Source organism: Arboricoccus pini, assembly GCF_900187945.1.
In the GTDB taxonomy this organism is placed as follows: Bacteria; Pseudomonadota; Alphaproteobacteria; order Geminicoccales; family Geminicoccaceae; genus Arboricoccus; species Arboricoccus pini.
Window position 1 is genome coordinate 96,486 of record NZ_FYEH01000010.1, and the last position, 24,601, is coordinate 121,086.

At 62.5% G+C, this 24,601-nt stretch carries 18 protein-coding genes; 12 read left to right on the forward strand and 6 right to left on the reverse strand.

Going from position 1 to position 24,601, the window contains the following annotated elements; translation table 11 throughout:
* Nucleotides 1–59: 59 nt before the first annotated feature.
* The 3 genes from CFB17_RS13890 (at nucleotide 60) to CFB17_RS13895 (ending at nucleotide 2,647) form a co-directional block, all read left to right on the forward strand.
* Nucleotides 60–1,202 (forward strand): helix-turn-helix transcriptional regulator, encoded by a 1,143-nt coding sequence (locus CFB17_RS13890; protein ID WP_133063912.1) that lies wholly within the window; start codon nucleotides 60–62, stop codon nucleotides 1,200–1,202.
* Between the two features lie 240 nt (nucleotides 1,203–1,442).
* Entirely contained in the window at nucleotides 1,443–1,583 is a 141-nt protein-coding gene (locus CFB17_RS19255; RefSeq protein ID WP_165769619.1) for a hypothetical protein, read from the forward strand.
* A gap of 161 nt (nucleotides 1,584–1,744) precedes the next feature.
* Nucleotides 1,745–2,647, forward strand: a complete 903-nt coding sequence (locus CFB17_RS13895; RefSeq protein WP_088562164.1) for an aldo/keto reductase — start codon at nucleotides 1,745–1,747, stop codon at nucleotides 2,645–2,647.
* 220 nt (nucleotides 2,648–2,867) lie between these two features.
* Here the strand turns inward: CFB17_RS13895 and CFB17_RS13900 are convergent, their stop codons facing one another.
* Entirely contained in the window at nucleotides 2,868–3,902 is a 1,035-nt protein-coding gene (locus CFB17_RS13900; protein WP_088562165.1) for a proline racemase family protein, read from the reverse strand.
* Nucleotides 3,892–5,064 (reverse strand): FAD-dependent oxidoreductase, encoded by a 1,173-nt coding sequence (locus CFB17_RS13905; protein ID WP_088562166.1) that lies wholly within the window; start codon nucleotides 5,062–5,064, stop codon nucleotides 3,892–3,894. The genes CFB17_RS13900 and CFB17_RS13905 overlap by 11 nt, the downstream gene beginning before the upstream one ends.
* Nucleotides 5,065–5,282: 218 nt before the next feature.
* On the opposite strand from CFB17_RS13905, the gene CFB17_RS13910 reads away from it, so the two are divergent.
* The 3 genes from CFB17_RS13910 to CFB17_RS13915 all read left to right on the forward strand — a co-directional run bounded on the left by CFB17_RS13910 (nucleotide 5,283) and on the right by CFB17_RS13915 (nucleotide 10,326).
* The gene (locus CFB17_RS13910) at nucleotides 5,283–6,863 is read left to right on the forward strand and encodes a Na+/H+ antiporter (protein WP_088562167.1); all 1,581 of its coding nucleotides are present in this window, start codon (nucleotides 5,283–5,285) and stop codon (nucleotides 6,861–6,863) included.
* 810 nt (nucleotides 6,864–7,673) lie between these two features.
* On the forward strand, nucleotides 7,674–7,847 hold the full coding sequence (locus tag CFB17_RS19260) for a hypothetical protein (protein WP_165769620.1): 174 nt from the start codon (nucleotides 7,674–7,676) through the stop codon (nucleotides 7,845–7,847).
* Between the two features lie 112 nt (nucleotides 7,848–7,959).
* A complete protein-coding gene (locus tag CFB17_RS13915) occupies nucleotides 7,960–10,326 on the forward strand; it encodes a heavy metal translocating P-type ATPase (RefSeq protein ID WP_207762105.1) in 2,367 nt (788 codons plus the stop codon).
* A gap of 15 nt (nucleotides 10,327–10,341) precedes the next feature.
* Here CFB17_RS13915 and ppk2 read toward each other — a convergent pair whose 3' ends face one another.
* Nucleotides 10,342–11,193, reverse strand: a complete 852-nt coding sequence (gene ppk2, locus CFB17_RS13920) for a polyphosphate kinase 2 (protein ID WP_088562209.1) — start codon at nucleotides 11,191–11,193, stop codon at nucleotides 10,342–10,344.
* Between the two features lie 163 nt (nucleotides 11,194–11,356).
* Between ppk2 and CFB17_RS13925 the strand changes: the two genes are divergently transcribed.
* Nucleotides 11,357–12,175, forward strand: a complete 819-nt coding sequence (locus tag CFB17_RS13925) for a carbon-nitrogen hydrolase family protein (RefSeq protein ID WP_088562169.1) — start codon at nucleotides 11,357–11,359, stop codon at nucleotides 12,173–12,175.
* An 876-nt stretch (nucleotides 12,176–13,051) separates the two neighbouring features.
* Here the strand turns inward: CFB17_RS13925 and CFB17_RS13930 are convergent.
* On the reverse strand, nucleotides 13,052–13,279 hold the full coding sequence (locus CFB17_RS13930) for a hypothetical protein (protein ID WP_133063913.1): 228 nt from the start codon (nucleotides 13,277–13,279) through the stop codon (nucleotides 13,052–13,054).
* Nucleotides 13,280–13,521: 242 nt separating this feature from the next.
* On the opposite strand from CFB17_RS13930, the gene CFB17_RS13935 reads away from it, so the two are divergent.
* From CFB17_RS13935 to CFB17_RS13945, 3 genes are all read left to right on the forward strand, one after another.
* Nucleotides 13,522–15,930, forward strand: coding sequence for a membrane-bound PQQ-dependent dehydrogenase, glucose/quinate/shikimate family (locus tag CFB17_RS13935; protein WP_088562171.1), 2,409 nt, complete (start codon nucleotides 13,522–13,524; stop codon nucleotides 15,928–15,930).
* A 2,108-nt stretch (nucleotides 15,931–18,038) separates the two neighbouring features.
* The gene (locus tag CFB17_RS13940; protein WP_088562172.1) at nucleotides 18,039–18,701 is read left to right on the forward strand and encodes a ParA family protein; all 663 of its coding nucleotides are present in this window, start codon (nucleotides 18,039–18,041) and stop codon (nucleotides 18,699–18,701) included.
* Nucleotides 18,698–19,000 (forward strand): chromosome partitioning protein ParB, encoded by a 303-nt coding sequence (locus tag CFB17_RS13945; protein WP_088562173.1) that lies wholly within the window; start codon nucleotides 18,698–18,700, stop codon nucleotides 18,998–19,000. Before CFB17_RS13940 ends, CFB17_RS13945 begins: the two co-directional genes overlap by 4 nt.
* 270 nt (nucleotides 19,001–19,270) lie before the next feature.
* Here CFB17_RS13945 and CFB17_RS13950 read toward each other — a convergent pair whose 3' ends face one another.
* Entirely contained in the window at nucleotides 19,271–20,170 is a 900-nt protein-coding gene (locus CFB17_RS13950) for a replication protein RepA (protein ID WP_165769621.1), read from the reverse strand.
* Between the two features lie 673 nt (nucleotides 20,171–20,843).
* The gene (locus CFB17_RS13955; RefSeq protein WP_088562175.1) at nucleotides 20,844–21,614 is read right to left on the reverse strand and encodes a hypothetical protein; all 771 of its coding nucleotides are present in this window, start codon (nucleotides 21,612–21,614) and stop codon (nucleotides 20,844–20,846) included.
* 197 nt (nucleotides 21,615–21,811) lie between these two features.
* Between CFB17_RS13955 and CFB17_RS13960 the strand changes: the two genes are divergently transcribed.
* On the forward strand, nucleotides 21,812–22,798 hold the full coding sequence (locus tag CFB17_RS13960; RefSeq protein WP_088562176.1) for a catalase family peroxidase: 987 nt from the start codon (nucleotides 21,812–21,814) through the stop codon (nucleotides 22,796–22,798).
* 864 nt (nucleotides 22,799–23,662) lie between these two features.
* Nucleotides 23,663–24,208: a DUF6097 family protein gene (locus tag CFB17_RS13965; RefSeq protein WP_088562177.1), complete on the forward strand. Its 546-nt coding sequence runs from the start codon at nucleotides 23,663–23,665 to the stop codon at nucleotides 24,206–24,208.
* The last annotated feature ends 393 nt before the right edge of the window (nucleotides 24,209–24,601 follow it).

A 24,601-nucleotide genomic window follows, 5' to 3' on the forward strand; every position in this document is an offset into this window, starting at 1 on the left:
CACGGGGCTTGTTCATCCTTCGAACCAGACAGGATGAACAGGCAAGGGCGGATGCTTGCGTGGCAGTGGATGACATCGATCCCGACGACCTGTCCCGGCTGATCGGGCAGATTTACGATACGGTCGCCAATCCCGAGACCTGGCCCGTGGTCCTGGAGCGCTGCGCTGAGTTCGTGGGCGGCGTAATGCCCAGTATCTTTTGGCAGGACGCCATCGTCAGATGGGCGTCGGTTTTCTATTTTCACGGTGAAGATCCCCACTGTCGCGATCGCTATTTTCAGACCTACGCCGGCACGAACCCGCTATTTCCGGCCAGGTCGTTTGTCGAGTCCGGCATCGTCATGGGCGGCGGCGACGTCGTTCCGCACGCGGAATTTCGCGAAACGCGCTTCTTCAAGGAGTGGGTTCAGTCCGAAGGGATCTTCGACGCCGTCGGCGCCAATCTGCAGTGTCATCCGACCAGTTCCGCCTGCCTCGCCGTTCAGCGGAGCGTCGAACAGCGCGTGGTCGACCAAAGCTCCCGCGCACGGATGGACATGATCGTGCCCCATCTCCGGCGGGCCGTCCTGACCGGCCGCGAGCTCGATCATCAAAAGGCACGGTCGGACGGGCTTGAAAAGGCGCTGGGGAGCCTTTCTACGGGTATCTTTCTGGTCGACAAGGAAGGCAGGCTAAGCCTTGCCAATGAGAAGGGCCGCCAACTCCTCGAGGAGGGTAGCTTCCTTCGCCTGCGCGGCGAGACGCTATCGGTGGCTCATCCCAAGATCGATCACGCCCTGCGTTGCGCGCTCCGTTCTGCCGCCACCGGCAAGCCCGCCATAGACGGTGAGGCAGCGCTGGCCCTTACGCCGGTGACGGTCAAACCGCGATGGCTGGCAACGTTTCTTCCGCTCTCTACCGGGGCCCGGCTGAAGGCCAGACTTGGCTTTAATGCCGACGTCGCGATCATCGTGCGCAGGGCCGAGATCCATGTCGCCTCCGGGATCGAGACGATCGCCAGGATCTACGGCCTCACGGCTGCCGAGATGCGCGTTCTGCGCTCGGTGGCAGTATATGCTAGCGTCGAGGATATAGCGCGGGCACTGGGCATCTCGGCCGGCACGGTCAAGACCCATCTGACAGCGCTGTTCGGCAAGACCGGCACTCATCGGCGCGCCGATCTCGTGCGCGAGATCGCCGCTCATGGCAATCCCCTGACATGACCGGCCAGCACTGAAAGGGAGCTCATCCGAGCGGCCGATTCGACGCCACCATGTTCTTGAGGGCTTGCCATGTCGACTATCGGCAGATCGAGCGCGACCAGCGCAGCCGGGACGTTTGCGACACGACGCCAGCAGCAACATGACCTGGGTAGCGATGGCGGGATTATACTTGGGGGCGCACACCAGCAATCCTTTCCCCGACGGCATCGCCGCCGGCTCCAGGGACTACGATCGGGCCGATTGCCCTGCGACACCTCCGGAACCAACGCTGGCCGCCTCTTTTTCGACAAGAATGGCAAGGAGATAGCCACCGCTACCCATTTCGCCGACCTCGACAATACGGTTCATCTTGCAACCAGGAATTTTCACCTCATCGAATGATGCTGAGCCGACATCTCTTGTGAGGAACGGAGGGAGGCCTATCTCAGGATGGCGACAGCGAGCGATTCGCCTTGCTATCGCCGATAGGCCCGCCTTGCCCGTTCCTCGTGCGAACCCTGGAAAGGCAGCCGGGCTACCCTCCAAAACGAGACAATCAGCGCATGCCAACCATCAACGCGAGCCTGTCTGGACAGTTCAAGATTGGTGGCGACCTCGAGGTTAACCGCCTCGGGTTCGGCGCCATGCGAATTACCGGTCCTGGCATCTGGGGCGAGCCCGCCGACGAGGCCGAGGCTATCCGGACCTTGCAGCGCCTCCCGGAACTCGGGATCAATTTCATCGACACGGCCGATTCCTATGGCCCCGATGTATCGGAGCGCCTGATCAAACAGGCCCTTCATCCCTACAAGGGCATAACCGTCGCGACCAAAGGTGGTCTCGTACGAACCGGCCCCAATCTCTGGCACCCGGTCGGGCGCCCGGAGTATCTGCTCCAGGAAGTTCATATGAGCCTCCGGCTGCTCGGCGTCGAGCAGATCGATCTGTGGCAACTCCACCGCATCGATCCAGCGGTGCCGCGCGACGAGCAATTCGGCGCTATTGCCTCCATGCTGGACGCCGGCCTGATACGTCATGCGGGCCTCAGCGAGGTCACGGCCGAGGAAATCGAGGCGGCCAAGCGGTTCTTCCCCGTGGCCACCGTGCAAAATCGCTTCAACCTGATCGACCGCGCCCATGAGGACGTGCTGAACTATGCCGAACAGCAGGGCATCGGCTTCATCCCCTGGTTCCCGCTGGCCGCAGGCGACCTGGCGCGGCCGGGGACAGTACTGGACAAGATTGCCAAGCAAAAGAATGCCAGTCCCTCACAGGTAGCGCTGGCCTGGGTCTTGAAGCGCAGCCCCGTCATGCTGCCCATTCCCGGCACGTCCAAGGTGGCGCATCTGGAAGACAATGTCCGGGCCGTTGCCATCGAGCTGAGTGACGACGAGTTCGCGGCCCTGGACAAAGAAGGACATGACGCCTTTGCCGCGAGCGGTCCCCGGCTACCGCCTAGCGACTGAGGTACCGGTATCGAGGATGGTTATGGCATCCCCATGACCATCCGCCGACCGGAAGCACGCTGAGATTAAACGGCCAGATGCGAACATCGCCTGGTCGCTGAACGCGAAGAAGCGTCCCTCCCCGTCCTCGCGCGGCATTATGAGGAGCGTCTTCCCGCCCCGCCTTGAATGTCGGCATGCCAGACGCCCCTTTGGCGGCGCAAACGATCAGCGCTGCGGCTCAGTCATGGGCCCGCCACATGTCGCCGAGCGTGAAACCCGTCGGGAACGGGTCGCTTGGGTCCAGGACATATTGATGGAACGCCGTGATCCAGGCGGTTCCCGTGATGGCGGGGCGGATCGCCGGCAGACCACCGACCTCGGTTTTCCCCAGCACCTCGCCGATGAATTCCGTGCCGATAATCGATTCATGGACGAAGCGCTCGCCGACATCGAGGAGGCCGCGTGCGTGCATGACCGCCAGCCTCGCGCAGGTGCCCGTGCCACAGGGCGAGCGGTCCAGGCGTCCCGGCGAGACAATGACGCCGTTGCGGGCGCGCTTTTGCCCGCCTTCATCGCGCAACGGCCCGGCAAAGAGCGTCTGATTGATGGTGTGGATGTCGCGGTTCTCGGGATGGACGACCGGGAGCTGTTGTGCCGCGGCAGCCTTGATGCGCTCGCCCATCTCGACCATGTGGGCGGCCTCGTCCGGCGTGACCGCAAAACCGGCGTCCGCCGCCTGCACGAGAACGTAGATCATCCCGCCATAAGCGACATCGACCTTGAGGCTGCCCAACCCCTCGACCTCGATCATCTGGTCGAGGGCGAAGACGAAGGCCGGAAGATTCTCGAAAGTGACGCTCTTGACCTTGCCGCCCTCGCAGATCGCCCTGATCCGCACCAGTCCGGCCGGTGCTTCAAGGAGGAATTCGCTGACCGGCTCCTGCATCGCAATCATCCCGGTCTCGAGGAGCACGGTCGCGGTGCAGATCGTGTTTGAGCCCGACATGGGAACGTAATATTCCGATTCCATGATGACAAAGCCGGCCTTGGCCTCGGGCAATGTCGGCGGCAGAATCAGGTTGACGCATTGCGACACCCGGCCACGCGGCTCATGCAGGAGAAACTGGCGCAGGTCGTCCGCATGCCGCTCAAGATGCTGCATCTTGGCGAACATGGTGGCGCCCGGCACGTCGAGGACGCCGCCGGTGATCACCTCGTTGAGCTCGCCGGCGGCGTGTGCGCCCACGACGTTGACCATCCGGCTAAAGCGCATGGACCGTATCTCCTTTGAGAGCCTGAAGGGACAATCGCTCAGCGCAGCTGAACGCCATGGCAGAGAGTGCAAAACCTTCGCCCGGCACCAGATTGCCAGCATTGATCGCGACCGCCTCGCCGACGATCATCTCGCCACCGCACCGGATGATGTCCAGCCACAGGCCGTGGACGAGTTGCTTGGGATCGTCGAAATGCGACGATGTCGGGATCCTGACGTGGCGTGTCGAGGAGCCCGGGGCGGGCTCGACCTGCCGTGCCGCATCACCGCTAATTGTCTGAACGGCCACACCATGCCGACGCTCCAACACCCGGCTGGTCTGCTCGCGCGCCAGGCCGGAATCAGTCTCGTGAACGGTCAGGGCACCCGATGAAGGGCCTATTCGAGGTCGAGCCTGGCGAGCAGCGGGAGATGGTCGTCTGTCGCACGCTCGACCAGGGCTGCCGGGGCCACGGTGATAGGATGGATCTCGGCCGTCCGACCGGCCCGCGGGAAGCGGGCGGGCCAGGCAGCATGGCCGGAAAATGAGCGGGCCCGAGCGAGACCGGGCCAGTGGATCCGGCAGCCAGCCCGGGATGCGCCAGAAGAGGCCAGGCGAGGACGCCGGTGCGATCTCGGAAGCGCCACGGCCGCTCGCTTTGCCAAAGAAAACCTTCTCGCCCACAGGATCGCAATCGACGATGGTGACCGTCCAGCCGTCGGCCAGCAGCGCGTCGGCGCAGGCCAGCCCCGCGATGCAGGCACCGAAGATGAAAACATGGCGCCCCCATGCAGAGGGCCTAGACGGGGCTAGCGGCGCGAAGCAGCGCCGGCCGCTGGCGGCCCGGCTGGAACCGGCGACGACCAAGATTTTTGGATTGTGCGGGTTGCCTCGGTTGCCAATGCGTCGAAAGGCATCGCCCGCAGCGCACGTCAACCCGATCTCGGGCGTGTTCAGGCTGACGGCCGGATCCGCCCCCATGCGGGTCTTCCCCATGCCAGCCGCGAGCACCACCGTAAGGTTGATGTTCAGATTCCTGAGGTAGCACACCGCTGCCTCCATCGCCCCGCATTCACCCCATAGGACGATGGGCGGCTTATTGAAGGTATAGAGAACGCACGCAGCGGCAAGGCCGCTGACTACTGCCGGGTAATCGAAACCGCCGAACCCGGGCGCTTCCATCTGGCCGTCGATCGGCAGATCGTCCTAGCCGCCGATGTAGACGAGAACTCGCCACGCTCACAAAGACGCGCAGCGTCGAGCGCTCGCCGCGCTGCGTCGCCAATCGGCTTGCGCTGATCGAGACTGGCAGGCTCATCGTCCACGGCCGGACTTGATTTGCGCCGTAAATTATGTCCGCTCCTTGGCGCATGTCCGCTCCCATCAGTAATGAGGAAAGAATGACGAGCGTTGGCGCCTTCGAGTTCATATTGCTGCTCGTCGTCCTGGTCATGGCGCTCGAACTGGCGGCACGACGGCTGCGTCTGCCACCGGCAGCCGCCCTTATCATCGGCGGACTCGCGATCGCCCTCGTACCTGGACTGCCAGTGATTGATCTCGACCCCGACCTTATCCTCGTGGCCTTTCTTCCGCCGCTGCTGCTGGCCGGCGCCTATACGACCTCCTGGCGGGCCTTTAGAGCTAATCTTCTGCCCATCCTTTCCCTGGCTGTGGGTGCCGTCTTTTTTACCACGCTCCTGGTAGGCCTCGTGGTCCATTGGATCGTGCCGGGCCTACCGCTTGCCGCCTGCTTTGCGATCGGCGCCATCGTGGCGCCGCCCGATGCGGTGGCGGCCAAGGCGGTCCTCGACAGCACACCACTGCCAGAACGGATCAAGGTGCTGCTCGAGGGCGAGAGCCTCCTTAACGATGCAGCCAGTCTGGTTCTGGTGCGCTTCGCGGTTGCGGCAGCGCTCACCACCAGCTTCGATGCCAAGGAAGCCGCCCTCGACTTCGCGATGCTGGCCATAGGCGGAGTCATCGTCGGCGCCGCCCTCGGCTGGCTTTGCCTCCAGCTCCTCAAGCGCCTACACGGCCGGCTCCTGGTGATCACCACGACCCTCCTTCTTCCCTGGGCGGCGTATATCGGCGGCGAGCGGCTCGATGTCTCTGGCGTCATCGCCACGGTCGTGGCGGGGCTCGTCCTCGGCTGGCATCAGCACGTGATCTTCACCTCCGACATCAGGCTGCGCGCCGAGGCAGTCTGGGAGGTCATGGTCTTCTTGATGGAGTCGCTGATCTTTGTCCTGATCGGCCTGTCGCTCAAAGGCGTCATCGAGCATGTGGGCTATGGTGCGCTGGATGGCCCGCTCTTCCTTCTGCCTACACTGGCCATCGTCGCGGCGACGCTCCTGTCGCGCTTCATCTGGGTCTTTTGCATCGATGGTCCGCTCACCAATCTGCTGGTCCGGCGCCGGCCCACTTTCGTCAGCTATCTTAAGACATCCGTCGTCCTCAGCTGGGCCGGCATGCGGGGCGTCGTCAGCTTGGCTATCGCCTTGTCACTGCCGGCCGACTTGCCGGGGCGCGATCTGGCCCTGGTCGCCACCTTCGCTGTCATCCTGGTGACCGTGCTCGGTCAGGGAACGACCATGGGCATGATCATTCGCTGGACCGGCCTGACGAACGGCGATGCCCATGACGGTCGACATCTTAGCCTCTCCAGCGCCAGGGCCCGCATGGCGGCAGCCCAACTCCATCTCGTGCAGGAGCGCGCCTTCGATGCCGCGGGCAAGCTTGTCCATCCGCGGCTCTTGGACCAGGCCAAGTACCGTGCCGAGGCGGCCGCGCGTTTCGAGGCGGCACCGGAACGCTTCAGCGCCGACCGCCAGGCGCACTACAAGATCGTGCGTGATTCGATCGCGGCCGGGCGCGACGAACTTTTGCGGTTGCACCGAAACGATCGGATCGACGATGACGTGCTGGCCAGTCTTGAGCGCGAGCTCGACCATCAGGAAATGGCCGCGCAAGGCCGCGACTGATACGCGCGCCGCGCGATGCGCGTCTCCTGGCGGAACCGGGGTCATCATCTCCCTCGCGAGGTCGCGAGGAATTTTGCCGTTCGGGCAAGAAGTTGGGCCCATGACCGTGCGGCGTGAGCCATGCCGCCGCCAGGCTCTCGAAGTCGGCAGAGCGCACGCCTCGTCGATCCCGACGCAGGGCTGACCTCGCTGAGCCGAGCAAGTCCAGGACACCTGCGGATAAATTGCAATCCTTGCTTTGCGCACCTGATCCCGGCGGCCAGCTCGGCGTCTTCCCGGAGCGCCATCCCTGGCCTCCATGCCCTGATCGTCCGGAACCGCCTGGGCGGGAGGGCCGCCCAGGCGGTTCGATGGGGCCATCCGTTTCGGCGAGCCGGAAGCCCACGACCTCGTAGCCCAGCAAGCTACAGGAACCCCGCATCCGCCTGTCCCGAGCCCTCCTGCACCAACCGGCTGGTCGGACTCTTTTCACATTCGGACAAGGAGCGTACTCCCCATCTGTCGCTCCCGCCATCGGCCGCCGGTCCTGGGGCGTAGCTTCATCGACTTCGTGCGCGAAACCACGTGCCATGAGCGGGATGTCGACGGTTCCGAGGCGGCCATTGCCAGCCTGGTTTAATCCTGCCTACCCGTTCCGGCATCCCTCGCCGGGAAGTAAGACCTATACGCGACGCCGGGAGGAGTTCGCCGTCCTCCCTCGATACGCGGCGGGGTGACAGGGACATCTCCCTCGGCCATCGCCAAGCGCGGGCCCGCTATGTGGCAGCACGGTCCGGGAGCCAGGCCCTGCACGAGTAGACGCTGGCGGTCATGCAGGGCGGCCTCTTCTTCCTCGACATGCTCGAGACCGGCATCTACCTCGCAAGGCGTGGCATGGTGGCGCTCAGCCTGCCAGTCGACGCAGCCGACATTGAGCGCTTCACGGGCGCGGTTGCGGAGTTCGCGCTGGCAAGGGCGCCCTTGCTCCGTCAGACCGGTCGCTGAATGCCAACTGGCGGGTGCCGAATTCTCCAGCGCGACATCTTGACCTTACCATGATGGTAATCCCCACATCCGAAATCGAAGCTTGATGACGAACAGCGACGAGGGAGCAGTCATGGGTGACGATCACGCGCCTCACGGCCATGCGCCTAAGAGCCACCATGATTGTTGTCATGCCGCCCCGCAGAACGCCTTGACGGTGAAGGATCCGGTCTGCGGCATGAGCGTCGATGCGCGGACCGCCAAGCATCGCTCGACACATGCCGGCCAGGATTATTTCTTCTGCTGCGCCGGCTGCAAGGCGAAGTTCGAAGCCGATCCCGAGCACTATCTTGCGCCGGCTCCGCCTCCCCCGCCGGCACATGCCGGCGCGATCTACACCTGCCCGATGCATCCGGAGGTTCGCAAGGAGGGGCCTGGCAGCTGTCCGATCTGCGGCATGGCGCTGGAGCCCCTGCACGTGACGGCCGACGCCGTTCCCAACGAAGAACTTGCGTCCATGACGCGGCGCTTTTGGGCAGGCCTCCTCCTGGTACTCCCGGTCTTCGTCCTGGAGATGGGCGGTCATATTGTCCCCTCGCTCCACGAGATCGTTCATCCGAACCTCTCGGCCTGGATCCAGCTCGTCCTCGCAACGCCGGTCGTCCTTTGGGCCGGCTGGCCTTTCCTCGTGCGCGGCTTCCAGTCGCTCCAGACGCGACACCTCAACATGTTCACCCTGATCGCGATGGGCACGAGCGTCGCTTGGATTTACAGCCTGGTGGCGACCCTGGCCCCTGCCCTGTTTCCAATCTCCCTTCGGGCGGCCGACGGTACAGTACCTGTCTATTTCGAGGCCGCCGCCGTCATCACCGTTCTGGCTCTCCTGGGCCAGGTCCTGGAGCTGCGCGCGCGCGAGGAGACGTCTGGCGCGATCAGGGCGCTCATCGACCTCGCACCACGAACGGCACGGCGCCTGACAGCGGACGGCAAGGATGAGGAGATCGCACTCGACGCCATCGGTGCTGGCGATAGACTGCGCGTGCGGCCGGGCGAGAAGGTGCCCGTCGACGGCGTGCTGATCGAGGGTCGCTCAACGCTGGACGAGGCGATAGTCACTGGCGAATCGATGCCGGTGACGCGCGGCGTTGACGACAAGGTGATCGGCGGCACGCTGAACCAGACCGGCAGCTTCGTCATGCGGGCCGAGAAGGTCGGCAACGAGACAATGCTGGCCCGAATCGTACAAATGGTGGCCGACGCGCAGCGCTCGCGCGCGCCGATCCAGAAATTGGCAGACCGGGTAGCTGGCTGGTTCGTGCCGGCCGTGATCGCCGTGGCCATCCTTGCCTTTGCCGGCTGGGCACTGTTCGGGCCGGAACCGCGGCTGACGCACGGCCTCGTCACCATGGTCGCCGTCCTCATCATCGCCTGCCCCTGCGCCCTTGGGTTGGCCACACCCATGTCGATCATGGTGGGCGTCGGCAAGGGCGCTCATTCAGGTGTGCTCATCAAGAACGCCGAGGCGCTCGAACGGCTGGCCAAGGTCGACACGATCGTCCTCGACAAGACCGGCACCCTGACGGAAGGCCGGCCGGCACTCAAGGAAATCCGCCCGGTCGGCAGCCTGACCGAAGACGAGATCCTGCGGCTTTCGGCCTCACTTGAGCGGGGCTCTGCCCATCCCTTGGCGCGAGCCATCGTCGCTGCGGCGGAAGCAAGGGGAGTCGAGCTGGCGGCGGTCGCGGATTTCGACGAGCCCGCCGGCAAAGGCGTGGTCGGCCGGGTGGACGGTCGCGCGATCCAGCTCGGCAACGCCGCCTTCATGCGCGATAACGGCGTGAGGCTGGGCCAGGCCGAGGCGGTGGCGGAAGGGCTGCGCGAGAATGGCGCCACGGCGATCTTCGTGGCGGCCGATGCGCGGCCGGTCGGCATCCTGGCAATCGCCGATCCGATCAAAGAAAATGCCAAGGCCGCCCTCGAGGCGCTGCATGGCCAGGGGATCCGCATCGCCATGCTGACCGGCGACAACCGGACGACCGCCGAGGCCGTGGCGCGCGCCCTCGGCATCGACACGCTGGAGGCGGACGTCCTGCCAGAGAAGAAGAGCGCCTTTGTCATGAGGTTGCGCGCGGAGGGCCGCGTGGTCGCCATGGCGGGTGATGGCGTGAACGACGCGCCGGCCCTGGCCGCGGCCGATGTCGGCATCGCCATGGGCGGGGGAACCGATGTCGCGATCGAGAGCGCCGGCATCACCCTCCTCAAAGGAGACCTCATGGGCATCGTGCGCGCGCGGCGCCTCGCCAGGGTGACGATGGCCAATATCCGCCAGAATCTGCTCTTTGCCTTCGTCTATAACGCGGCCGGCATCCCCATCGCGGCCGGGTTGCTCTACCCTCTCTTCGGCATCCTTCTCTCGCCCGTCATCGCCGCCGCCGCCATGGCTCTCTCCTCAGTGAGCGTCATCGCCAACGCGTTGCGGCTGCGCGCGCTCCAGCTCTAGCCGGCATGCCGCGCCCTAGACCGTGGGCCATGCCAACTCGGGCACGATGCGATAGGGATAGTCGGGCTGCTGGTACCCGTTCGGATCCTGACGCCTGGGGAGCTTGACCTTTTCCCGGGGCAGCTCCTCGTAGGGTATATGGCGCAGCAGATGGGAGATGACGTTCAGCCGCGTCTTGCGCTTGTCGTCGGAGAAGGCCACGAACCAGGGTGCCCATGACGTATCGGTGGCCATGAACATCTCGTCGCGGGCGCGGGAATAATCGTACCAGCGATTATAGGATTTGAGGTCCATCGGCGAAAGTTTCCAGATCTTGCGGCCATCGTCGATCCGCGCCTTGAGCCGGCGAGTCTGCTCCTCCTGGCTCACTTCCAGCCAGTATTTGAGCAGGATGATGCCGGAGTCCGTCATCGCGCGCTCATTGTCGGGCGTGGCGATGAGGAACTTCTTGACGTCCTCTTCGCTGCAAAAGCCCATGACCCGCTCGACGCCGGCGCGATTGTACCAGCTGCGATCGAAGATGACGATTTCGCCGGCCGCCGGCAGATGCGGAATGTAGCGCTGGAAATAGAGCTGCGATTTCTCCCGCTCGGTTGGTGCCGGAAGGGCCACGACCTTGAAGACGCGAGGACTAACCCGATCGGTGATCGCCTTGATGGTCCCTCCCTTGCCGGCGCCGTCGCGGCCCTCGAAAACCAGGCAGACCTTAAGGCCCTTGGCCACGACCCAGAGCTGAAGCTTGACCAACTCGACCTGCAGCCTTGCCAGCTCGCGCTCATAGGCCTTGCGCCCGAGTTTGTTTTTGCCCTCTGCCAGCGCCTCCTTGGCCAGGTCAATTTCTTCCTGCTGCTTCTCTTTTTTCGCCATGCCGTTTGCGCTCCAGAATTCCGGGATTGCGGATCCAAACCTGATGCGGATCGTGGGCGACGGCAAGGCACAGGTGCCTATCCTCCCTCGACGGCGGCGCCTGAGATGGCCTAAGAGCGCGAAGCACCCTCGACGCCGCTCCTTATGATCGCAAGGCTGTTGCATGTCCGATCCAGCGCCACGACGCCTTCGCCTGGCTCTCCATCAGCGGCCATTGGGCATGCTGCCGCCCGTAGCGTTCCTCACAGCCTTGCGGGCTCAGGCCCAGCAAGCGGCGCGGCTGGGTGCAGACCTCTTGATGCTGCCGGAAATGGTCGTCTCGGGCTATAATATCGGCGCGGAGGCCATCGAGCGTGCTGCCTTCCCGGTCGACGGCGAACTAATGGCCGAGGTCGCCACGATCGCCAGGACCGCGAATCTGGGATTGCTGTTGGGCTACCCGGAGCGGGCGGCAGACGGCATCTATAGCACGGCCGTGCTCATCGACCGCGCGGGCCAGATCCGGCTGAATTACCGCAAGCAGCATCTCTTCGGCGATGTCGACCGGGCGGTATTCGCTGCCGGCGACAAGCCGTCGATCGCCCTCCTGGATGGCATCAAGGTTGGTCTGCTGATCTGCTATGACGTCGAATTTCCCGAGGCGGTCCGAGCCCTGGCTCTGGCCGGAGCGGAATTAATCCTCGTGCCAACCGCCTTGATGCGACCCTTCGAGATCGTGCCGCGAGCGATGATCTCGTGTCGCGCCTACGAGAACGGCGTCTTCATGGCCTATTGCAACTGCACAGGGGCCGAGGGTGACTTCGTCTATCTGGGCGAGAGTTGCATCGTCGGCCCCGATGGCCGCTTCCTCGCCAAGGCCGACGCGCTGCCGACGATGATCATGGCCGAGCTCGAGATCGACGCCGCCATCGCCCGTGCCCGCAGCGTCTCGCCCTATCTGCAAGACCGGCGCCCGGAACTCTATCGTAACCTCGTCGCGTGAGCCTCCTCCACCAGGACCACCCAGCGCCGGTCACGGCATTCGCCCCCGACTTCCCGTTCGCCTTCGATCGCTGGATTGCCCACCCGGCAGGGTTGGGCCGGCTTCCGAGTTCGGCACCGAAGTAGCCGTGGTCGCTGCCGGCATGGCCGGGATGGTGGCCGCCTATGAGCGGATGCTTCCGGGATCAGCGTCAGCATATCCTCGCGTTGCTCTCGAATCCGCAAGGCATTCCGCTCGCGGTTCGTCCGGTCCGCCCACAGCTTCTCATGCGAACTCGGCGGCCCCAGAGCCAGCGTTTTGTTCTTCAGCTTGATATCCGACCAGGCCCCCCAGACCTAGTCGGCCGACCTTGTGTGGCGTCAGCTGAAGATGTGCATGGTGGTTAAGGGAATCCGTATTCCCGTCGGACTGTAAACTGCCACATCCACCATCACACCATACGCCCCGGCCAGGCCTTGAACGAAGGACAGTACCGGGGCCTGGCCGAATCTCATGCGGCAGGCCACTCAGATCTCCCGGGCAACCCGTGCGTCCTCACGGCTCTCCGCGGCTTCCGCCACGTTCCGCAACGTTGATCAGTCAAGATCCTGGCCACGCCGGTGGCATCCGGCAGCACGATTCCCGTCATGCAGCAGTCGATCACGTTCATTCTGCAGGTTTTCGCCGGCCAGATTGGCCACGGCTGCAACAGCACTGCGGCCAGATGACCGCGCCAATGGCTTCATACTGAGATGATAGACCGCCATATCGCAAAGTCATATGAGGCACGGCGTTGCATCTCTACTCGTAAGTGCGCCATGAAAAATTCACCAGGTCTCTGTCTTGTCCGGTATTGATTGATAGACGAGCGGGCTCTCCATCGCAATTCATCTATAATTATTTCGAGAATCCGGTGGCGGCCGGGTTGACCTCCATCTTGATCAGCTGGTTGGGCTCGGCACCAATACTGCCCCGCGAGTAGGTCGGCTGGCCCTCACCCTTATCAAAAGCCTCCGTGCGATACGAATCTCCACCGAAGGAGAACGGGATGAAGGCCTTGCCGGTCACATAACCAGTCTCGTCATCGGGCTGCCCGATCAGGCTGTCGACCTGCCGGCGGCTCATGTTGAGCTGGATCTTCGAAAATTTGCTGCCGGGCAAAGCGGACAATGAAACGCACCCTCCATTTAGGCGGACGATGAGGTCACGGACCAGTCGACGCTGCCGAAAGCGGGCAACGTCGGATGTGTTGAGGGAAATGGTTCCTTGCGTCAGGCGAACATGACCAATCTGTCAGGCCACCTGTTCCGGGAGCCTAAATACCCTAATTGATTTATCCGGGACATCAGGCTTCGGGGGGAGGCGACATGGCGATCGACACTAGGAAAGGATCGGTGCTCGTCATCCTGACGGGTATCATCGTAGCCCTGCTCGGCGTGGCGGTGGGCGGCCTAGGCGCCTGGCTCTACGAGCTGGGCGGCTCACCCTATTATCTCGTGACCGGCATCCTCATGCTTCTCAGCGGACTTTTGGTGGTCCGCGGCTACCGGGCCGGAGCCTGGCTCTATGGCCTGATCCTCCTTGGCACACTGATCTGGGCCGTGCGCGAGGTGGGGCTTGATGGCTGGGCGCTCATTCCACGTCTGGTCGCCCCTGCAGTCCTGGGCCTTCTGGTCTTCGCCCCCTTCGTGTCCGGCCGGTTGGGCCGCGGCGGCCGCGGGCTTGCCTATGGCGGCATGGCCTTCTGCCTCGCCTGCCTGATATTCGTCTTTGCCTCTGGCTACGCCACGACCGCGGCGCGCTTCATCCACCCTAACGAGCCCACACGCTGGGACGCCGCGACGACGGAGCCCGCCGATCAACCGGCTGATGACGGCGACTGGCGTTTTTACGGACATACGCCTTCAGGCGACCGCTTCTCCTCGCTCGGACAAATCACCCCCGCGAATGTCGGCCAACTCCAGGAAGCCTGGTCCTTCTCCACCGGCGACCTGCCGAGACCGGGTGAAAATAGCGACGGCCGCGAATTCAGCTTCGAGGCGACCCCGATCAAGGTCGGCGATTCGCTCTATTTCTGCACACCGCATCGCGACGTCGTGGCACTCGATGCCACGACCGGGCAGCAGCGCTGGCGCTTCTCGCCGGGCGGCGACATGAGCCAAAATGTCTATCAAGCCTGTCGCGGCGTGGCCTATGCGGAGGCGCCGGCCGGAGCTCCCTGCCCGCACCGCATCATCTCGACCGCATCGGATCTGCCGCGCCTCTTCGCACTCGACGCCGATACCGGCAAGCTCTGTCCTTCGTTTGGCGACAACGGGATGGTCGACCTCAGGCAGGACATGGGGATTGTCCCCCCGGGTTTTCACTTCATCTCCTCGCCGCCGCTCGTCCTCGACAACAAGATCATGCTGAGCGGATGGGTCTACGACAACCAGACGGAGGGCGAACCCTCGGGCGTCATCCGTGCCTTCGATGCCACGACGGGGACGCTCGCCTGGTCCTGGGACATCGGCCGAGCTAATCCCAATTCCAAGCCCGCCGCCGGCGAGACGTTTACCAGGGGCACGCCCAATGGCTGGGGCGTCTATACAGCCGATCCCGAGCTGGGCCTGGTCTACGTGCCACTGGGCAATCCGACGCCCGATTATTTCGGTGGTGAAAGGCGTCCCTTCGACGAGACCTACAGCTCGGCACTGGTCGCCCTCGACATCGCCACGGGCAAGGAGCGCTGGCATTTCCAGGCGGTCCATCACGACCTTTGGGACTTCGACCTGCCGATCGGGCCATCCCTGGTCGACCTCCCGGGGCCGGATGGCAAGAGCATTCCGGGCCTAGTGCAGACCAACAAGCAGGGTGAGCTTTTCGTGCTCGACCGACGCGATGGTCATCCACTGGCCGATGTGGAGGAGCGGCCCGTGCCGGCCGGCAACGTGCCGGGCGAGCATTACGCGCCGACCCAGCCATTCTCGGTCGGGATGCCGAATCTGCGCCAGCCGGATCTGACGGAAACCGACATGTGGGGTGCCACGCCGGTCGATCAGCTTCTTTGCCGGATCGCCTTCAAGCGGATGAAGGGCGGGCTCTATGTGCCGCCCTCGCTCGACTACAAGACCATCGGCTTTCCAGCTTTCGACGGGGTCATGGATTGGTATGGCGGGACGATCGATCCGGAACGCAAGATCCTCTACACCAACACGACCTATATCCCGTTCATCTTCGAGTTGATGCCGCATCAGGAGGCGCTGGATCGAGGGCTCATTCAGCCCTGGCAGGGCTGGTCGCAGCCTTACCCGCAACCATCCTTCGACAATAATCCGCAATATGGCACACCCTATGCCATTCGCGTCACGGCTTGGCTGAACGCGCTGGGCATTCCCTGCAACCAGCCGCCCTGGGGCCAGATGTCGGCGATCGACCTCGTCAGTCGCACGGTGATCTGGCAGCGGCCGATCGGCACGACCCGCGACATGGGTCCCTATGGCTTGCGCATGCCCTTCGGCCTGCCGGTCGGCGCCTTCGGCATGGGTGGCAGCGTGGCGACGCGCAGCGGCCTCATGTTCATCGCCGCCACCTCGGATCAGGCCTTCCGGGCGATCGATGGTCGCACCGGCAATATCCTCTGGGAGACGCATCTGCCAGCCGGCGGCAATGCCACGCCGCTTACCTATATGGGCAAAGACGGCCGGCAATACGTGGTGCTGGCGGCTGGCGGCCATGGCGGACTGCAGACCAGGAATGGCGATCAGGTCATAGCCTACGCACTGCCTCGCTCTTAAAGCCAGGAATTCGCGGCAAACGGCGCCGCAGTGCGCGCCCCCGTCCTTGTCTTATTCAGGTGTGGCCATAAGCCATCCCTGGCTGCCGCGGCCCGCCGCCTGGACCATATTCCACGGCGCTGGATCAGATGACGTGTAAAAGGGCGATGTTAATCCGGCATGCGTCCTTCCCCACGGTTGCGTCCTCCAGCGGCTAACCCGGACCGCTACGATGACGCCCTTGGGCACGCTCGACGCCATTATTGCTGCACGACTGTGCTTCCGGTCACCCGCCATCAACGACAAGCTTGCAGGCAGCCAGATGGCAGGCGCCATCTTGTTCGCGACTACGCGGTCTATGTCTGAACGCGGCACAGACGAGGCAAAGGGTCTCGAATAAAACCGATAATAGGCGAGCTTTGAAGGCGTCGCCAAGGAGACTCGTGTCTTTCCTCGCGGCAGACGGGACGACCGGTCAGAGCGGATCGTCGAACATACGGTCCTCCGTCGTTCAGCAATGCGCCGTCTTCTCGGTCGGCTTCGACAGCAAACCGGCCTTTGTCGCTAAGTCCCTGCTCCATGATTGCAGATCGACGGCGCAAGGCTAGGCAGCTACCAGAACTAGCTTCAGGCCCTCGACCAACAGCTCCATCCAGGGCCATCAGGCGCCGGTCAGCGCAGCCAACTAAGACCTCCGCCAGCCTCGATCTGGCCTGCCGGTACGCGTTGGACGGTCACGCGCTTGTTCGGCTTGTTCGGCTTGTTCGGCTTGTTCGGCTTGTTCGGCTTGTTCGGCTATGATGTCGGCGGCTTGGCCAGCGTCAACTATCCGCGAACACTTATCCCCGACCGCTAAACAGGCGCCAGTCTGCAATACTTTGTGCGAACGACGCCTGTCCGCGCACGCGGGAACGCTCCGGCCGACGTGGGCGTTCCATCATGCCTGCCCTGCCCTGCCCTGCCCTGCCCTGCCCTGCCCTGCCCTGCCCTGCCCTGCCCTGCCCTGCCCTGCCAAATGTCTGTCGGACGAGACCGCTGGCGCCAAACGGTTTCATGGAACGGCCGCAGATCTGGATTGGCTGTAGCTGGTTGGCGCATGAGGTGATGCTCGCCATGCCTACCTGGTTCATACCAATCGCCCCAGCACCGTTCAGGTCACAGAACCCCGGGCGCCTTGTGGCGCCCATGACGTCGGCGTCGGCATGCCTGCTTTCACGAGTTACAGCGTGTTCCTGATCCTCTGCGCGACAGAATAAGGCGAGATTTGCATTGCCGGTTGCTTCGGCGGGCTTTCCCGACCTCTCACCTCCAGCCGGATCGCCATTTCCAGGGCAAACTCGGGTGATGGGTGACTTGAAGCGTCGTTAACTCAGCGCCCCTGGCCCCGTCCTTGTTGGCTCTGTCTCTCGGTCAAAAATTATTCGTCTGTTTATCCGGTTTCTGTATTCATTCGGTCTGTATGATGATCCGGTTATGATACGCCGTGTCACGATGACCCATGGTGGCGCTGTAAGCCTCTGAGTTCCGTTGAGGATCCCACCGCCGACCACTCTGGTGAGAGACCTCGAATAAAGCCGCGCTCACCAAGCCTATATATTATCCGGTTTGTCTTATTATCCGGTCTTATGCCGACCGAACGAGCGATATCATGCTATCTTTATCTGGTTTTCGTTATTATCGTATAATACGCCTAACCCAGTTATCAGGTTGCGATGGGAATACTGGTGAGCATCCTTCAAGCAGACATGCGACATGCCCTGCTCTGCGGAGGGCGTGGATTTGACCACAGAGACAACTGTCACCAGATCAGACGACACCGATTCATTATCTGATATTCCACATTATCCGGTCAAACCGGATAATTGGGGTAATCCGATAATGATATAGAGCCAATGAAAAAATGAATGAGTACACACGCGAGGTGTGCAGGCGGCCCTATCCGACTCAAGCATCTCGAAATTCCAGGCGGATTTCTTCCAGGGCCGATCGGACCGCGTACACAGGGGTTTCTCGCCACAACCGCTTTATGACCGGATGATTAGGAAAATCCGGTTATAGAAATAAATTGCAACTCTAGATAAGCGATGATATCCGGTTATCCGTATGACCAGGTAAGAGAAAAGTAGAGAATGCCCGTGATCGTGGTGGCCTCGCCCAAGGGCGGGGCAGGGAAGTCGACAACGGCGGTCGTCCTAGGCACCGAAATGGCGCATGCTGGGGCGGAGGTCGTGCTGCTCGACTGCGACCCAAACCGTTCCATTTCACTTTGGGCCGAGAGACGGCCGCCGCCCCCTCGAATCACGGTCCAGTCCGATGTCAGCGAAGCCGAGATCGTGCGCACGATCAAGCGCTACGACGCCGATGGACGGGTGGTGATCGTCGATCTCGAGGGCGTCGCCTCGCGGCTGGTCTCGCGCGCCATCTCGCAGGCCGATCTCGTCCTCACGCCGATGCGGGCAACGACTCTCGATGCCACGATCGGAATCCGGGCACTCTCGCTGGTAGCGGAAGAGGAGGAGGCGCTGGGCCGACCCATTCGCCAAGCGGTGGTCTTCACCATGACGCGTGCCGTCAAATCCAAGCAGCATACCGCCATCGAGGCGTCGTTGCTGGGGCAGGGGGTCGACGTCGTCCAGCCACCCTTGATGGAGCGCTCCGCCTTCTCAGCGCTGTTCGAATTCGGCGGCGACCTGCGCAGCATCCCCGCCCAAGGGCGCATGGAAGCGGCGATCGGTAATGCCGCCTTGTTTGCCGCTGAAATCTACAAGCGACTGGTCGAGAAAGCCGCATGAGCAACGAAGACAAACCCTTCACGATCGATCTGCGGCAACTCAAGAGCCGCAACAAAGACGGCTCGCCGCAAGTGGTGCAGCGCGTCGACGCCGCCGGCGAGGGTTTGGGTTTCGTCGATCGCAGCGCCAAGAAGCAGCGCGGTCGTCGGCCGAGCCCGCGCACCGGCCAGGTGCATGCCAAGGTCCTCCCGCACGTGGCCGAGGAGATCGGCAACGAGGCCCGTCGCCGCGGCGTCCAACAGGGCGTCGTCATCGAGGACGCCTGGGCGCTCTACGTCAAAGCCAACAACCCGGACTAATCGCTCCCGGGCCCGCTGCCGCAGACCCGCCGGTGCGCGACGAGGCGAGGGTCGACATCGAACTCACCTGGACCGGTGTTATCCGCAACCCTCGAACGGCAGTGCCACGCGCGTACCGGTGAGGACGCTCACACCGTTCCGCCCATCATCCATCGCCAAACGGGATGAAGTCGGGCTTTTCGGCTGTCCTATCTCGCTGTCTTACGCACCGCGCGGTGCGTAAGACAGCGAGATAGGACGCCTCCGCCAGCAGAACCGCGGGCAGGGGGGTCAGGCGGCGGTGATCATGCCCGACGTGCGCTTGGCTACGGCCGGAGCCGACGGCCAGAGCCTGGCGCCATTGTCATCAAGCTCCACGCGCGCATCCGGATAGACCTGCAGTGCCAGTTCCAGATCGCGACGGAAGCGCGGCTTGAAATGATAGAGCTCCTTGGTGGCCGCCCCGAACTGCGCATGCAGAGCCTGCCAGGAGACCATCGTCGGCCGTTTTAACGCGTGCAGCCGGTAGGCCAGCCAGAGATAGATGTCGAGCGGCATGCAGGTATCCGCCAGATGTCGGATCGCTGCTTCGGCGACCGGCACTGGATGCTCGTTCAGCGCCCGGTAGAAACCCTCGCTAAGTTCCACGCTGCCATCGCCCTCATAAGGGTCGAATGAGCCGCGAATGATCGAATCCTGCCACCGGCCATTGCCGTCCTCGGTCGCATAGGAAAAGCGGATCAAACAATTCTCGATCCGCCGTGCCTGCTCCAGCACCGTCTTGTAGTTCGGCCCGCAAAGCGCCACGCCCATGGCCTGCAGCCAGCCGCGCATGCTCTTGCCCAGGCTCACCTGCCGCGATCCCGTCTTGATCGCCTCGGCCTGTAGGTAGAGAAGGATCAGGCGCGCCTTTGGTCCGTAAGGTACGCCCATGTAGCTGCCATCCTTCTGGCGCACGGGCACCACCTCGAGAGAGGCGAACGATCCCTGGCGGCTCCAGATCTCGTCCTGCGGCGTCGCCCGGTGCGGCAGAGTCGTCAGACACATGGAAGGATGAACGAACCCGGCATCCAGATTTTCATCCGCCAGGAAGTTCATGGCCAGCTGCAGCGCCTTCTTCTCGGCTTTGCTGCTGGCACTAGCTAGCACCGCGCGACCGTGCAAGCGCACTTTCTCGTGTAGATCGCTCATTATGTTCTCCACCCAACAGGAGAACCGATAACCGATCGGATGGGAATTTGAAACGTGTAGCTTAGCGAGGCTTTCTCCTAGTTGCAGATTATTAGATTCTATTAGATTCCTTAGTAGGGCACGCCAACTTACACGCTGGCCTCGCCAAGCTACGCATCCACCTCGCCAAGTTACAGCGGACAACGCATTCATCCACAGCTTTGCCGCTCGCTAAGTTACAGACCTCGACTCTCACGCGAGTAAGATCCTTCAACTCACTGATCAACAAACGCTATATCCCTTTTCGTCGCGAATCCATGCTTCACGCTTTCTCCGAGCCTCGCTAACTTACACACCTCTGTCAGCGCCTGATCTCGCTAACCTACATGCCGTCAGCGCCTGATTTTTTCCCGTCGCCCTTAACGTCAGCTCCCCGGACGACACGCGACCACACCCGCCCATCTCCCGACAATGCGTAACTTAGCGAGCCACCCCGCAAATCATGTAGCTTAGCGAGACCCGCCAAGGAGAATGTCAGAGGAAACGGCCTCCGCCGGCCCCCGGCGATCTGATGATCGCCGCCTCGCTGCGAGAAAGCAGGGATGCCTCCGGCGGCCAGGGGGCACCGCCCCCTGGACCCGGGTTGGGGTGGGGTTGCCAGTGCGGGTGAGGATCGAGTCTTCCCCGGCCAGGATCACGAGGGCGGGCCGGTCCCGTAGCGGCCGATCCTGCGGGCACCCTGCAAGCGTATCGCCGCCTGCATGCTCTCCGCCGGCCGCTCGTGCCAGTACCGCGCCACACCTCGCGCCACCGCCTCAAGGCGCAACGCCGGCAAGGCGTTCGGCCCGAGACCCGTACCCATCCGCTCGGCCTCGGACGCCAGCTTGTCCGCCAGCCGGTTCAGCTCAGCCCGGTTGTCCCGCGCCACCCGGCGCAGATCGGCCAGGGCCAGCGCTTCCGCCTCCTCCTGGTGCTCGGGTATCGCCGCGCAATGGCTCCAGTCGCCCGGCGGCTGGCGCGGCCCGGCCGGCGGTGCGGCCTCGCGACGCTCGGGCCTGGGCTGCGTCTCCCGTGCGGCGGCCTCGGCCCGGGCGACGAAGCGCTGGGCCATGCTCCGGGCCGGATCGCGGCCCCGGTTCTGCTCATGGAGGACGAACATGGCGACCCGCATGTCGCCCGTCTCCAGACCCATCTCCAGGATGGAGAGCGCCAGGGGTGCCAGCCGGGCGATGCGCTCCTCATAAGGGAGCGATGCCACCGCGCTGTAATGCCGAAGCAGCTCCTGGAACTCCTCGTCCCGCAGCAGCTTCTCGACTTCCATGACCGGGACGCGATTGACGAGCGCCATCTCCTGGGCGCTACGTCCGGCCGCCATGGCCTGGGCCGTGCGCCTGCGGTCGCGTCTTGCCCAGAAGGGGTAGCGGCGCCGTGGCGGCTTGGGGGCGAGGCGATCGGTCCAGTCCATGGGGCCTACCGTACAAGGAATATAGTCCTTATAAAATAGATCTCATACGCCACCCGCTGTCCGACCCACCCATCGCCCCCCAGGTCCAGGAGGCGGTGCCTCCTGGTCGCCGAAGGCTTCCTCCGCTCATTTATCCTATTCTATTTCATGTATTCTTCGTACGTTTACATACTGCGAACGGATAGGCCGAGGGCGCCATGGGTTTCGATGATTTGCGGGTTTGGGTGTTGGCGGGGCTGATCCTGCTCGCGGGTTTGTCCGGGGCCGGGGCGCAGGAGAAGTCGACGGCGGAGCAGACCGTCGATGTGATGAACAAGCTTTGGGGGTCGCATGCGGGGATGCGGGCCAACCATGCGAAGGGGCTGGTGACGGAGGGGGAGTTCACGCCGTCCGAGGTCGGCAAGAGCTTGTCGATGGCTGGGATTTTCGCCGGCGGGACCATTCCGGTGACGGTGAGGTTTTCGAATTCAACGGGGCTACCTACCTTGCCCGACGGCGATCGGAACGCCAATCCGCATGGGATGGCCATTCGCTTTCACCAGGCGGACGGGACGGATGTGGATGCGGTTACCAATTCGTTGCCGTTCTTTCCGGTGAAGAATGGAGATGAGTTTCGCGATCTGCTGACGGCCGTATCGCAGAGCGGGCCGGATGCGCCGCATCCGACACCGCTCGAGACGTTCATCGCCGGGCATCCGAGGGTGGCCGCGGCGGGGGCCGGGGTAAGCACGCCCTCCAGCTTTGCGCGCGAGACATATAATGGGGTGGATGCGTTCATTTTCGTCGACGCGGCGGGCAAGCGGCAGCCTTTCCGTTTCAAGATCGAGCCCTTTGAGGGCGACGATCATCTGTCCCCCGACGCGGCCAAGGTGAAGTCGCCGAATTTCCTCAGCGAGGAGCTGCGCGCGCGGCTGGCCAAGGCCCCGGCCTCGTTCCATCTGCGCGCCCAGCTGGCCAATCCGGGCGACCAGACGGCCGATCCCACGCAACCCTGGCCGGCGGACCGCAAGGTCGTGGACCTTGGCACGATCACGATCACGAAAGTGGTGACGAACAGCGCGGCGGCGGAGAAGGAGCTTATGTATCTGCCGGCGAACCTGGAAGAGGGCATCGAGCAGTCGGACGATCCGCTGATCGACGCCCGGAATGATGCTTATGCGGTGTCGTTCGGGCGGCGGCAGTAGGAGCGAGCCCCGTAGTGGAAGGGCCCAAATTCGTCTGACCGGAAAGCGTAATTCAAGGAGAATCCTACCTTCACGCGCTGGAATGACGGGCAAGATCGACGTGTGCGGTCCAAGGACATGACCCGCTGGTACAAATACCGATATGCCTAGGCGGTGCGGACCGATCGACTTGAATGGCAATTTTTCAATAGTTAAGCAGAATCCCGCTCATCTCATCGGTATCCGACTGGATGGAAGGTAGGGATCGATGTCGACGTCTCGGCAGCGGGCACGGAGGGGCAACACGCGGAGGCGCTAGGACGCTCGCGTGGTGGGTTCAAGACCAAGATACACGCAAAGGCGAACAGTTCCGGCGATATGATTGCTCTCGATCGCACCGGCGGCTGAGCCTCGGGCTCGCTCGTTTTGCGACCTTGCTAGACATCGAACCTGACATAGCGCCGCGTGCCGCCCTCAAGGATAAGGGACAGGCCAGTAAATCCAAATGCGTCGCCGCCGGGGCTAGGAGCATTGCTTCCGTGATCCCCAACAAGGCCAACGAGAAAATACACCGACCTATTCACGAAGATATTCTATAAAGCGCGCGCCCGCATCGAGCAGCGCTTTGGACGGCTCAAGCGAGTCAAATGAGTCGCCCTTCAACGCGAGAAATCAGCGCGAAACGTTCGCTTCGTCGTCAGCTTCGCCGCAGGGCTACGCTTGACCAAATTCGTCTACGCGGCTTAGAGGTAAGCAACCGCAATCCCCGCAAAGGATTCTGGCATTCGCACATGTAAGAACAGTACAACAATTACGCATCGCAAAAAACCCACATGTAAATAACAGAATAAATATACATATAAATATTATAAGGAAAAAATGTCTATGAACTTTCTATATACTTTTGGATCTAATGTTCTTTTTAATAACTTTGCTATGCGCCAAATCGAAGCATTCCATGCATTTATTGATTCCAATAAAGTTCCAGTTAACAAGATAGATGATCTTTATAAGCAAACCATCGCTCTTGATAGGCTTGCCGGAACCGGAGGATTCGAGCGTTGCTTTCGCAGATATTCAATAACGAGAAAAATACTAATCATTCTGGCAATTGTTATTATCATTCCCGCCTTGAGTATTTTTCTTATATCTAAGATCCAATCATTAGAAGCAATTACAAATAGCTTAAAAGAATTTATGATATCTAACTTTATGGAAGTTGCCTATACTTTAGGTATAGGCGGAGCGTTGCTTCTGGCGTTTTTGATCGGAGGATATTTTTATGCGCAATCTCAATTAGATAGGCTCGTCGGGCCGGAGCTTGGTCAAGTATGGCATTCAATCATTGAGAAATGGGCTCCTGAAATTAAAGAACAAACCGAGCTTACTGATGATCCAAGCGAAATCGCCGATCTGATCGTTGGGAAATAGCGTTTTCCGATCACGTACGGTCGCCGGCCGGTTTGGGCGATGCAAAACAGGCCGGTGGCGGGGCTAATCCGGATCGCTTAGGTCGCGCGGATTGAGGTGCAGAGGGTGCTGCGAGGCTGAGTCCGGAAGGTCGCAGCGATCGGTCTGCGCCGTCTGGGGACCGCATGCGGTAAGATTCGTACGAGCAAGCCGTGTGGACCAATTTGGGGTTGAGCAGGTTGGCCGGTTCCTAGGTTCAATCTGTTCGGATTCATCGGCTTTTGCCTGTCATGAGGGCTATTCCAGCAAGGCCAACCAGGCTGCCGCAAGGGCGCGGGGCGTTGCCCCGGTCGAGTCCGCAGGAGGCCGGCGAAAGGAACGACCACGCCTTCTTCGCCCGGACGCTCGTCAGGG